At 55.2% G+C, this 12,445-nt stretch carries 9 protein-coding genes; 5 read left to right on the top strand and 4 right to left on the bottom strand.

Features of this window, described 5'->3' with window-relative positions; all coding sequences use genetic code 11:
* Positions 1 to 56 precede the first annotated feature (56 nt).
* Genes A3H92_10900 through A3H92_10890 form a run of 3 tightly spaced genes read left to right on the top strand, consistent with a single transcriptional unit; the run spans position 57 to position 1,726 of the window.
* A complete protein-coding gene (locus tag A3H92_10900) occupies positions 57 to 779 on the top strand; it encodes a hypothetical protein (protein ID OHC73970.1) in 723 nt (240 codons plus the stop codon).
* Between the two features lie 30 nt (positions 780 to 809).
* Entirely contained in the window at positions 810 to 1,520 is a 711-nt protein-coding gene (locus tag A3H92_10895) for a hypothetical protein (protein OHC73969.1), read from the top strand.
* Positions 1,517 to 1,726, top strand: a complete 210-nt coding sequence (locus A3H92_10890) for a hypothetical protein (protein ID OHC73968.1) — start codon at positions 1,517 to 1,519, stop codon at positions 1,724 to 1,726. Before A3H92_10895 ends, A3H92_10890 begins: the two co-directional genes overlap by 4 nt.
* Before the next feature lie 198 nt (positions 1,727 to 1,924).
* On the opposite strand, the gene A3H92_10885 is transcribed toward A3H92_10890, so the two are convergent.
* Both A3H92_10885 and A3H92_10880 read right to left on the bottom strand, forming a co-directional pair.
* Positions 1,925 to 2,356: a transcriptional repressor gene (locus A3H92_10885; protein OHC73967.1), complete on the bottom strand. Its 432-nt coding sequence runs from the start codon at positions 2,354 to 2,356 to the stop codon at positions 1,925 to 1,927.
* An 84-nt stretch (positions 2,357 to 2,440) separates the two neighbouring features.
* Positions 2,441 to 3,529 (bottom strand): hypothetical protein, encoded by a 1,089-nt coding sequence (locus tag A3H92_10880; GenBank protein ID OHC73966.1) that lies wholly within the window; start codon positions 3,527 to 3,529, stop codon positions 2,441 to 2,443.
* Positions 3,530 to 3,811: 282 nt separating this feature from the next.
* Between A3H92_10880 and A3H92_10875 the strand changes: the two genes are divergently transcribed.
* Entirely contained in the window at positions 3,812 to 7,726 is a 3,915-nt protein-coding gene (locus tag A3H92_10875; GenBank protein ID OHC73965.1) for a hypothetical protein, read from the top strand.
* The gene (locus A3H92_10870; protein ID OHC73964.1) at positions 7,726 to 9,117 is read left to right on the top strand and encodes a hypothetical protein; all 1,392 of its coding nucleotides are present in this window, start codon (positions 7,726 to 7,728) and stop codon (positions 9,115 to 9,117) included. The genes A3H92_10875 and A3H92_10870 overlap by 1 nt, the downstream gene beginning before the upstream one ends.
* Positions 9,118 to 9,270: 153 nt before the next feature.
* Here the strand turns inward: A3H92_10870 and A3H92_10865 are convergent, their stop codons facing one another.
* Positions 9,271 to 11,670 carry a hypothetical protein gene (locus A3H92_10865; protein ID OHC73963.1) on the bottom strand — a complete coding sequence of 800 codons (2,400 nt, stop codon included), beginning with the start codon at positions 11,668 to 11,670 and terminating at the stop codon, positions 9,271 to 9,273.
* Between the two features lie 181 nt (positions 11,671 to 11,851).
* On the bottom strand, positions 11,852 to 12,235 hold the full coding sequence (locus A3H92_10860) for a hypothetical protein (protein ID OHC73962.1): 384 nt from the start codon (positions 12,233 to 12,235) through the stop codon (positions 11,852 to 11,854).
* Positions 12,236 to 12,445 lie beyond the last annotated feature (210 nt).

The following is a 12,445-nucleotide window of genomic DNA, read 5'->3' as shown; positions in this document are numbered from 1 at the left end:
AGTTTACATGTGAAATTAATTTATGATCGTGTCGCTACCGGAGAAAAGAACGGCAAATGCGAATTTCGGAATTTATCGATTCCACCAACGCCGCCAAGAGCGCGGAGGAGGTTTTCCACCTTTATGAAAAGGCTGTAGCCTACTATGGGTTCGACCGCATTATGTATAGCGCTCTGACGCGCCATCCCGCCCACGACAGCATATCCACTCCCAGCATCATGCGAAACTATCCCGACGACTGGATTAACCATTATGTGGAGAAGGGATACATACAAACAGACCCGGTCAGGAAATACGGCATCGCCACGCGAGGACCGTTCACTTGGGAGGGAATGGAAGAAAAGCTGCAACTGTCCCCCGCACAAAAGGACGTTATGAACGGGGGGAGGGAAGCCGGGCTGCATAATGGCATCGGCGTACCTCTTCATGGTCCCTTCGGCGAAGTTGTTGGCGTTGGGCTTGCCAGCAGCACCGGCGGCGTTGATCCCAAAGAGCACCTCAGCGCCATTCACTTGCTGACAGTGCAGTTCCACACCGTATATATGGCCCATCTTGAGATTGAGAAAAGGGCGCGGCCGCCGGTGCGCCTGACCCCACGCGAGCGCGAGGTTTTGCAGTGGTGCAAGGAAGGCAAGAGCAATTGGGCCATCGGCGAGATTCTCCACATCTCGGAACATGGAGTGGACTTTCACCTACGCAACATCCTGAGCAAGCTGAACGCCGAATCACGCATTACTGCGGTCGTTAAGGCGCTTTACTTTGGACTCATAACCATCTGATTTCACCATATTTTCCACCGTCCTACGCAGGTGCGTAGGCTGATTCGCGTTGAAATAACTGCTTCCCTCTTCGGCATCGACGGCAAGGGGGGCAAAGTTATGATCGATTGTGTGAACCTTGAGACATCGCATTTTTTCGGCGACGCCATCGCTTCACAGCACAGATTGCGCCACCGAATTTTTATTGAACGCCAAGGCTGGAAAATTCCAACATATCACGGCATGGAGTTTGACCAATACGATTCACCTGCAACCACTTACCTGATCTGGCGGGATAAAACCGGCGCGGCGCGGGGCGTATCCAGACTTTATCCGACCAGTTTGCCGTACATGCTTGAAGAGCAATGGCCCGACATGGTCACCAACATCACACTGCCCTCATCCGATGAAGTATGGGAAGGCACCCGTTTCGGCATTGATAATGGCTTAACGCTTGTCGAGCGTAAGAGGGTGCTGGGGGAACTCTTATGCGCCTACCTGGAATTCAGCATCCTTCACGGGATCAAGCAAATCATCGGAATTATGCCGATTATCGTCTGGAAAGCCGTTTTCGGGCGCTCCGGCTGGCCGTATGAATTCCTGGGCGAACCCCATAAAATAAATGGGGAACCGGTCGCGGCCGGAAGGGTGAATATATCCCAAGAAACTCTGATGCGCGTCCGCGAGCGCACGAAAATCAATCACCCTGTTTTACGAACAGCGCAAACTATCCTCGAACAATCAATGGAGAAGGCGGCGTGAGCACTAGTCAAAAATATCCAATAGAGGAAATACCCAAGGAAGTGTCCGAGGCGATTTCCCGGGCTTTGCGCTACCTTGAGAGCGAGGCTGAAGCAATCGGCATGGAACGCCTTGGCGCATTGATACGCCTGGCGGCAATCGAGGCGGATGACCTGTCGATAGGACCTGACTGTCGGAGGACACCCAACAATGGGAAAAGGAAATGAATACAGAGTGATTCTCGAAGGAATAGCAAGGTGTTTGATGAGCCTGGAAAAAGAGGTATTGAAAGCTGACCATAAGGAGCTTTCCGAACACATTAAAATGGCCCGCGAAGAAGCTGAGTCTTCCATTTTTGGCCCTTTGACCAAAACGGACGGGGTGTCCCTGGGATACGAGGCTCACTGAGCGACGCAGGAGGGGCGTTATGAGTTGTCCTTCAAAGAACCAAGCGGAACGCCGTATAATTCAAGCCGATGACCGGCCAGCTTGAAGCCGTGTTTGCGTGCGATCTTTTCCTGCAAGGCTTCAATCTCGTCGCTCTGGAATTCAATAACCTTACCGGATTGGATGTCGATAAGATGGTCGTGGTGATCGTCGGAGGCTTCTTCATAACGCGACTTGCCGTCGCCGAATTCGTGCCGGTCTATGATGCCTGCATCTTCAAACGTGCGCACCGTGCGATAGACGGTGGCGACGCTGATTTTCGGGTCCAGTTCGGATGACCGCCGGTGGACTTCTTCTACGTTCGGGTGGTCCACCGCTTCCGAAAGAATGTGTGCGATGATGCGCCGTTGGCCGGTCATCTTCATCTTCTTTTGATTGCACAGCCGTTCGATTCGCGATGGCGGGGACATTGCCGTTCCTTAGGCCTTGTTGCAGTTCCGAGCATAGACACTATAGCCCAGGGCCGGGACTCATTCAAATTCAATAACGGAAGTTCACGGACGCTTATTCTTCAAAGCTCCCTCTATGCGCAGTCGCAGGGCGAAATGCGCAATGGAAGAAGATAACGCCTTTTGTTTACAGCTTCGGCATGGCGGCGTCTTTCTTTCGACGCGAACGAGCGAAGCCCGCCACTCGGCCATCGCCGGCGAATCGTAGATATCGAACAAGCTTGCCGATTGCTTCAAATCTCCCGCGACAAAGGGGAGATGAGCCGCAATATCGCTGCGCAGATTGCAGCAGGGCATGACAAGGCCGTTGTAATCTACGGTGACGTTCTCAAACACAAGAGAGCAGGGGGTAACGCGGGAAAAGTCTTTATCAGTCAGTTGATCAAGCGTCTGCCCCCGGTCGTAGCCGACAGTATCCAGGTCGACGGCCTGGACGAAGATGGCGATTTTGTCATGCGGTATCGTCCAGTTGATCCTTTCCCTGTCGATAAACGTCCGGCGGGGAGAAATGTTAATGCGCGCGCACAGCTTGTTCATCTGCTCGGCGGCGGCGTCAAGAGACCAACCGTATCCTGCGGGATAAATACTGATGCGTAAGGTGGACAGGCCGGACGCGGACAATTTGTCCAGAAGTGTGGCGTCAAGGTAATCGCCGTTGCTCACAATGTCGATTTCAGCTTTCGGCAATGCTTTGCGCGTTTCAAAAACAAAGCGGTCAATATCCGGGCAAGCCAGGGGTTCGCTGTAGCGGGCAAAGCGGACAAGGCCGTCATAGTCAATTTCTCGCAGTTCTCCAAGCGCATGCAGAAACATTGAGAAGTCGAATATTTCCCTGATGTCCGTGCGATCCGCCACGGCATTGGAACAAAACGGGCATTTGCGGTTGCAATATGCGTGAGGCTCGAATTCGATAACGCGAACATGGGCCTTGAACAAGGCCTGCTTCTCTGCTCGCCGCCTCGCATTGTCCGACGACAAGAGGCGATGGTCGAGCGTCTCGACAAACCGGAACCATGCTCCGGCTTTCTGATAGACGCTGTCGAGTTGGCTCAGAGTAACCTGATTGCTCTCGCGTAGTTCGGGAAAGGGTACGCGGCGGTTGATCCGGCGCAACAGGTCCAGCAGGCGGCGCATAACTCTTATGGTCAAAGGGATCGTCATCAGGCTATAAAGACCGAGGTTAGCGTTATTGACTCGTGGCGGCCCCGACACTTTCCCCTCCTTACCAAGGAGGGGGCAGGGGAGGTTGCTTCCGATACCCCCTCTAACTCCCCCTTCTAAAGGGGGAGGATTTTTTTGCCCTAGACGAGTCACTCTTTAAGGCTATTTAGTATTATATCTTCATAATTAATTTTAGTAATAATAAATTAAGCCGGCATCGGCTATTTACGGGGTTTGTTGTTTTAATCGGCAACCATGGTATCCGAGGCAATGGCGACATCCGGGACAAAGCACGAAAAAACCGTTGAGTCGGAATCCACGACGATTCGGCTGAGAGATTTTTCAAGTCTGCGCGGTTCATTTTCCGTGTTGGTTATGGCCAGCCTTATGATGAATTTGCTGGCATTGGCAATGCCGATGTCCCTCTTGCAGATGTATGACCGCATAATTCCCAATCAATCTTATTCGACTCTGGGATTGATCGTCTTCGGCGTTGTCATCGCCGTTTTCCTGGAGACCATGCTGCGTGTTTTGCGCGGTTACGTTACGGGGTGGGTGGGATCAAGGTTCGAGCACCGCGTCAGCATGGAGGGGCTGAAGCACCTGATGGGAACTCCCTTTCGTGAATACACGTCGGTTGAATCAGGCATTCATTACGAACGGCTGCGTTCGGCGGGGCAGGTGAAGGATTTTGCTTCGGGCCAGACCATCCTTGTCCTGCTGGACCTGCCTTTTGTCGTTATCTATTTGGCGGTTATCGGCCTGATCGCCGGGTGGCTTGCCGGAGTTGTTTTGGCCATGCTGATTATGTTCATGACCATTTCGTTGATGGTCGGACGGAAGCTGAAGGGTCGGATTGAAGACCGCATCATGCAGGATGACCGCCGTTACAGCTTCCTGTCGGAGACCTTCCACGGCATTCATTCGGTGAAGACGATGGCCATGGAGACCTTGATGCACCGCCGCTACGAGCGGCTTCAGGAAACCAATGTGGACAAGGGTTCGAGCGTAACTCACGACAGCACGGTCGCGGCCAACATGGGAGCCATGTTTACGCAGATTATTACCGTGGGCGTAGTCGCCGCCGGTTCGGTGATCGTTGTTGACGGCGACATGACTCCGGGCAGTCTGGCCGCCTGCGTGATGTTGTCGATTCGCGCCTTGCAGCCCTTGCGGAACAGCCTTTCGGTCTGGATGCGGTATCAGACTTTCGCCATTTCCCGTCAACGGATGAAGGCGTTGTTCGCTCTTCCTTCCATGAGTTCCAGCGTTTTTGAAAAATGCCCGAAAATACAGGGCGGGATAGAACTGAAGAATGTTAAGGTTCATTTTCCGGGGTCTGAATCTCCTCTTTTTGAGAACCTTAATCTTGCCGTTTCCCCCGGCGAATGTATCTCGATAGTCGGCGATAGCGGATGCGGCAAGACCAGCCTGATTTCCATATTTAACGGCATCCTCGCCCCGGACGAGGGAGAGGTTCTTATTGACGGCGTTCCGGTGAAAGATATCGATCCCAAAACCCTGCATGCTTCCGTGGCCTATCTTCCCCAGCGGGGAGTGGTAATGACGGGGACGATCCTGGAAAATGTCACTATGTTTGACGACAGCCTTACCGACGCGGCGATCAAGGCCTCGGAGCTGGTGGGGCTTGACCGGGTGGTGGCCGGCATGCGCATGGGTTACGAGACGCTGATCGGCGAGGGCGCCGTCGATTCCGTGCCGGCGGGGGTCATTCAGCGGATCGCCATCGCCCGCGCCATCGTGCATGGCCCCAGGATTATCTTGTTTGACGAGGCCAACATCGCCATTGACGGCGCGGGGGACAATCTCCTGCGCAAGTATCTGGAATCGATGAAAGGCAAATGCACGATTGTTTTGATCACTCTCAGGCCGACCCTGATTCGGCTCTCTGATCGGGTTTTCACCCTTAAGGGCGGCAAACTCGAAGAGGCTGATATAGACAACCTTGATTTATGGGGCAACAACAGCGAGGGAAAAGTCGAGGAAAGCCTGACGCCGCCCAATATTAATGAGTGGGAGCTGGCCGACGCCCTCCAGCATTTTCCCAGTACGTCTGATTTTTCCCTTTGCCTTCCGACTATGCTGGCCGCCTTGAACTGGCATGGGTCGCCACGGCAATTGACGGAGTCGCTTCCTCATCTGGTTGACAGTCTTGATCTTTCCGGCTTCCGCAGCATAATGGCGAACCTTGATTTCCAGAGCAGTTCCTACCAAACCAGTCCCAATGATATTGACAGCAGATTGCTTCCCTGTCTGTTCATTCCGGATACCGAGGGGGCGAAGGTGGTCCTCTCCAGGAACGGGAAGGACAGCTTTACCTACTTTGACAGCGACAGCATTGCGGTGGTAACCGGCGCCTTATCCGTTGAGCGCGGCAATGCCTACATGTTCAAGAAGGTCGAGCGTTCCGATGCGCCGAAGGCGGGCGAGACTGAAAGCTGGACCTCCCGCATATTCAGGCGGTTCAAGACGTTTATCGCCTTTGTCATGGGCCTTACCATCCTGAGCACGATACTTACCCTGGCGACGCCCATGTTCGTCATGGGCACCTTCAACCATGTTTTGCCGACGGGTAATTTTGAGATGCAGGGCTTTTTGGTGCTCGGCGTCGTGATCGCTTTGACTTTGGACTGGGTAATACGCTCGTTGAAAAGCCGCGTCCTTTCTTTCATGGCGGGAAGAAGCGAGTACATTATCGGCAACAGCATATTCCAGAGAGTGATCGGCTTGCCCTCTCAATCCGTCGAACGGGTATCCGTGTCGGAACAGGTTGCCCGCATCAAGGACCTTGAGTCGCTAAGGGACTTTTTCCTAGGCCCGCTTTCCCTTCTGATTTACGATCTGCCGGCGACCATGGTCTATGTTGTCGTCCTGGCGGTTATCTATCCTTGGATTCTTATAGTTATTCTGGCGTCGGCGGCGGCTTACGCCTTTCTTGGGGCCTTGACCTTCCGTTCCCAGGGACGCAGGACCACTGCGGCCATGCGTCTTGTTTCGCGTCGGAATGAGTTTCTGATGGAGACGCTGGATAACATTCAAACCATCCGCATCTCGGGGGCGCATGGCCGCTGGCAGGAACGGTTCCGCGCACTTTCGGGAGAAGCGATCCTGAGCGATCTCAGAGCGCAACAGTTTAGTGAACAGGTCTCGGCCGCCGCGCAGTTTATTTCTTCCATATCAGGTCTGGCGGCGATGACCGTTGTCGTTATTGCGGCTATGAACGGCATCATCAGCGGCGGCGCCGTCGTCGCCACGATGATCATCATGTGGCGGGTGACCGGGCCGTTACAGAGCGCCTTCATGGCGGCTTCTACGTTGGTTCGCATGCTTAACAGTTTAAACCAGATCGACAACCTCATGCGTCTTAAGGGCGAGCGGGATGAAAGCACGAAACAGACGGTTCGCCCTCTTGTCCATGGCGAGGTCTCTTTTTCGCGTGTATCGTTCCGCTATTCAATGAGCGCCGATCCGGCGTTGCTGGGGGTCACCTTTACCATCAAGCCGGGAGAGATCGTCGCCTTGGCGGGGCCGAACGGGTCCGGCAAATCGACTCTTCTTAAACTGCTTGTCCACGCCTATCACCCGCAGGCCGGCAGCATTCGGCTTGATAGCGTGGATATTCGCCAGCTTACCCCCGAGGATCTGAGGAAGCAGGTAAGCTACATGCCGCAGCACTGTGATATTTTCTACGGCACCATCGCCCAGAACCTGAGGCTGGTTCACCCGACGGCAAGCGATGACGATCTTCGCTGGGCGGCCAAAATGTCCGGGCTGCTTGATGATGTGCTGGCTCTTGAACAAGGGAAGGGCAAATGGAGGCGCAGCGGGTTCGACGTGCGCATCGGGGAATCCAGTTCCGACCAGCTTCCCAACGGGTTCAGGCAGCGGTTGGCGTTGTGCCGGACTTTTCTCAAGCAAGCCCCTGTCATGTTGCTGGACGAACCCGGCAACGGGCTGGACGCGGACGGCGACCGGGCCTTTGTTAACGCTCTGGAGCAGATAAGGGGGCGGTCGACCATATTCCTGGTCTCGCATCGTCCCAGTCACCTCAAACTTGCCGATAAGGTGATATATATGGAACAGGGAGCGATCCAGGCGATGGGGCCGTTTGAAAGCATCAAGGATACCGTCATGGGAGGGCTTCGATAATGACCGCGATGAGTATGACGAAAGACCGGACGCCCAACGGACAGACGATAGTCAGGGGCAAGCGGACCAAGCGTCTGCTTTCCGAAGCGATTCAGCTTGAAGAGGAAATCATCCCCGAGTTCATTCATTCGGCTCTTTTGGGGATATCCGCGCTGGTTATCCTCTTTATCGTCTGGGCGGCGTTGGTTGAGGTCAGCGAGGTTGCCATCGCTCAAGGCGAGGTGGTTCCCAGCGCTCTGGTCAAGGTCGTGCAGCATCTTGAGGGCGGAGTGGTCTCTGAAATCCTCGTCAAGGAAGGCACGATGGTGGAAGACGGCCAGGTGCTTGCCAGATTTTCCGGAGCGCAGTCCAAGGCTGAACTGAAGCAGATGCAGGTCAGGTACGCGGCGCTGCGCCTTCGCGCCGAACGTCTGGCGGCATTTAACGAGGGCCGTCCGCTTGATTTTGAAGGGATCGGCGATGAATACCCCGAGCTTGTCGCCGACCAGGAGAAGATTTTGCGGGATCAACTCGGCGCCCTTGCTACCGGCTCATCGGTAATTAAATCTCAAATCGAGCAAAGGAAGCGGGAAATTCGGCAGCTCAGAGAATCGCTGACTATTGCCCTTCAGCACCAGGAACTGACCGGAAACATGCTTAAAATGCGTGAAAGGCTGGTTGAGAAAAAGCTGATTACCAAGATGGTGTACCTTGAGACAAAACGCGCAAAAGTAACCGCCGACGGCGAGGTGGCGCGCATCAATGATGAAATTTCGGTGGCGTCTCAGTCCCTGGTTGAAAGCAACGGCAATCTCGCCAATCTGGAAGCGCAGCTTCGTCGGGAGGCCTCCGTCGAATTGGGGGGAGTCTCCGCCGAGATCGCCGAGGTCCGCAATTCCTTGTCGCGTCTGGAGGATCGGGTCCAGCGGCTTGAGGTGCGCGCTCCTGTGCGCGGGTTGGTCCAGGATTTGAGGGTCGGGACCGTCGGCGAGGTGGTTCAGCCCGGCGCTATTATGATGAAGGTTGTTCCTCTCGACGGCAATATGGAGGCCGAGGTGCGGATATCCCCCCGTGACATCGGGTATGTTCGCATCGGCCATCCCGTGTTGGTAAAAGTCGGAAGTTACGATTACTCCCGCTTCGGCGGCGTTGAGGGGGAACTTATCCGGCTTTCCCCCTCCAGCACATGTTCCTCTCTGTCATCGACAGTCTGCATGGACCCGGTTCACGACGCCTACTTTAAGGGGTGGGTCAGCATCAGCCGGCCCTATGTCGGGAAAGACCCCGAAAAACTGCATATTACGCCGGGCATGAGCATCGAAGCCGATATCACCACCGGGCAAAAGACCATGCTGCATTACCTCATGAAGCCTGTTGCGGACGCGGTAAGCAATGCCTTCCGGGAACGCTGACCAATTTAGAGCACTTTCCGATCAGATGGCGTTGCCCCCCTCCCCCTTCCCTCTCCCCCCGCAAATCGCGGGGGGAGAGGGAAGGGTGAGGGGGGATGATTCCATTCGATCACAAACCGCTATGGCCGGCGGTGATTCGGCGCAAAAGTTTCTTCAATTTTTGCTCCCCTTGCCGAAGCGGGAGAGCAGGTAGGCGGCGAGATCAACGGCGCGCCTGCGGCGCAGATTGTTCTTGTTCTTGTCGCCCTTGGTCATGCGCACTTCCTTGATGAATTTAATGACGCCGACTACCTTGATCGCGTTGTCGAGCGACTTTTGCTCGTCGCCCGAAAGGGGCGTCGCCCGGAGATAGGCTTCCATGAACCGGTCGAAGCGGGCGAAATCGTTGTCGTCGGGATTCTTGAAGCCCCAGGAGAACTCGATCGCCCCTTCCGCCAGATCGAGAAGACGCGGCCCATAGAAGGCGTTCTGGAAATCGAACAGATAGGCCTGCTGATCTTTCATAATCACATTGCGCGGCTGCACGTCGCCGTGGTTATGCACCCAGGCCACCTGCTTGCGCCTCGTCATGTCGCGGTAGAGTTTCTTCAAGGATTTGTAGATGGGAGCCAAGCGGTTAAAGCAGGCCGACAGTTCCTCGTCGTCCGTGGATTCGCCCCGGAAGCGCTCGAATTCGGCATGCCAGATGTCAAAGCTGGCATTGAAGGAAAAATCCGCTTTGATCTCGACCGGGCTATCGATCTGCGCCTGATGAAAACGCGCCAGCGCCTGGGCGGTTTCCACAACCGGATAGGCGGGCGCCGCGACTTCCTCGCCTACCAGCTTCTCGAACAGGATCGCCGGAGCGCCGTTGATTTCAAGTGCGCTCCTGCCGTCCTTGGCGATACGCACCGAGGCGATGTTGACGCCGAGCTTCTGCACCGCCCGGATGACTTCGCATTCGTAATCGACATGCTCGGCCAGCTTGGCGGAATTATAATTGCCGGAAACCCGGTAGACCTTGAGGATGTCGGTTCGTCCCGCGATATCGGCTTCGAAGATTTCGTTCTCGGTGGCGACGTCAAGCTTGCGCAGACCGGTCACCGGCTCGCCGAAGGCCGCTTCCAATGCCGACATAATTCCCCCGTCGCGGGATTTGTCGAACACCAGATCGGCGTTGAAGCGCTTCAAGAAAGCATCCTTTTTCTCCATGTCGCCCTTGGAAGGAAAATAGACATAGGCATCCAGCAAATGACCGAAATGGGCGATGTTGGGATATTGCTTTTTGTAGCCGTAGACATCGCTGATCGGAATCTGGCCTATATGATAGATGTCGCACCGGTTGGTCGTCGAGATATTGATGTATTTCCAGGTCTCGGGCGGGACGAAGCCCTTCGTTTCGTCGATCTCGATCAGAAGGTCGATGTCCGAACCCAGCTTGGACCATTCGGAATGGATGAAGGGGGATTTGTAAAAGCCCATCGTTTCCTTGGCCGTCGATCCCATGAGATAGATTTTGGATATCCCCGTTATCGGCGCGACATCGCTGTTGATCTTTTTGATGACCGAATCATAAAGCGCCTTTTGCTTGGGCTTCTGGAAGAGGGTCTTCGATGGCTTGACGAAGTGCAGATTGTTCGAGGTCAGAAATTTTGACCACTCCCGGAACGCCGCCTTGGGGTTGGGAGGCTTCAGCGCCGGATCGAAGGGGAAGATCACCTTGCCGTACAGTTCGTCATAGGCCCATGAGGCGTAGTCGAGATTGATGGCGATGGGCTGAGGGGAATTGGTGACGAAGCAGAAGGTATCCAGAATCTTGGCCTTCAGCAAGTTCAGCCGGTCGGGGTCGGGGGCGTCCTTCTTTTCCAGGAGGACATCGGTGAGCGGGCGTATCGAGTGCGGCACGCCCTCGAAGCGGTCGGCAAAATCGGCGCGGTCCCTGGAAATTTCCATCTCGATTTTCAGTTCGTTCTTGGTGTAGGTCTGCGCCTCCGCCGAGGCGGCAACGCGCTCCATGCCGATGCCGGTCAGGATCGAGCGCACCTTGGGTTCGTGGTAATGAGCGACGGCGACGCAACCTTCTTCTTTCACGTTGTAATGAAGGTGGTTGGCGTCCAGAAGTTCCAGGATTCCCTTGAAGGTGGAAGCGAAGGGCTGCTCGACATCCATGTCGCGGACGGCCTTGACGAAGACGCCGAAGTCCTCCTTGCTGAGCAGAAATTTGTAATTGCGCAGATGCAGATGGTAGCCGTCAGTGCACTCCTCAAGCGAAAGGCGCTGGGGATGATAGACGACCTCGTTCTCCAGACGGCTTTCCGTCCATATGCGCTTTTCCTCGTGGTTGGCGTTGGGCAGAATGCCGTCCTGGTAGTTGGTGGCGCGGATGATCGCCATCAGCTCGGCGGACTGCTTGGAGAAGGTATTGACGATGTCCTCGAATTCCTTGCGGCTGAGTTCGATGCGCAGATCGCGGTAGTGGATATGGATGTTCTCTTCCATATCGAGGAACATGTTGCGGAATTCGGCTTTATTTAGACCTTCGCTGCGGTGTAAAACCCTTAAGATCACGCCCATGGAACAATCCGTCCGAATCCGTTATTTTCAAGAATGGCGGCTCACACGTCCAAGCTCAGATTTCGAGATATAGCAATTTCAGCCGCCGCGACAACCGAAAAGGCAGAAAAATCTGAAAAACAGCAAAACGCCGGTCTATAACCTTTGGCCGGATTGGAAGTGCTTTAAGGTGAACCTATAATCATCGTAGGGAAATGTGTTTTTGGAGGGGCGGTCCATGGCTGAAGATAACGGTACAACCCAAGGCGGAATAGCTCAGAGCAGCGCTCCCGGCGCCGGCGAGGCGCAGGTGTTCGATGATCTGACGTCGCTCAGCCAGGACAGTGGCGACAAGCCCCTTGACGCATCTGAAAGTTCCGGAAGCGCTCCGGGCGCTGCCGATAACTCGGGATTTGAAAACCTCCAAACCGGCGATGGCGGCGTAGATGCGCGGATTATCCGGGCTGAACAATTCGGCGCCTTTACCGACAGCAACCTCGGAATTGATCGCGCCGGGATCGGCGACAACCCTGTTCTTCCCAACATTGCCGTAGGTACGGATGGCGTCCAGGCTCCCATCCCTCATGTCGGAATTCCTCTTCCCGAAGCGGCTATAGACCTTTCCCAGCCCGAGGTAGGGCCGTTCCCCGACCCCATTATCGCTCCACCTCCTCTGCCCACGCCTCCTCCGGGCATTGAAGGAGAAGAGCCTAGCCCAACTAATCCTCCGGAGCCGTACACGGCCACCACCGCGACCACCGCGACAACCGCGACGACGGCGACCACCGCGACGACG

Source organism: Rhodospirillales bacterium RIFCSPLOWO2_02_FULL_58_16, from assembly GCA_001830425.1.
Classification (GTDB): Bacteria; Pseudomonadota; Alphaproteobacteria; order Rhodospirillales; family 2-02-FULL-58-16; genus 2-02-FULL-58-16.
Note: the sequence above shows the minus strand (reverse complement) of the source record. Positions and strands in the feature narration are given on the sequence as shown.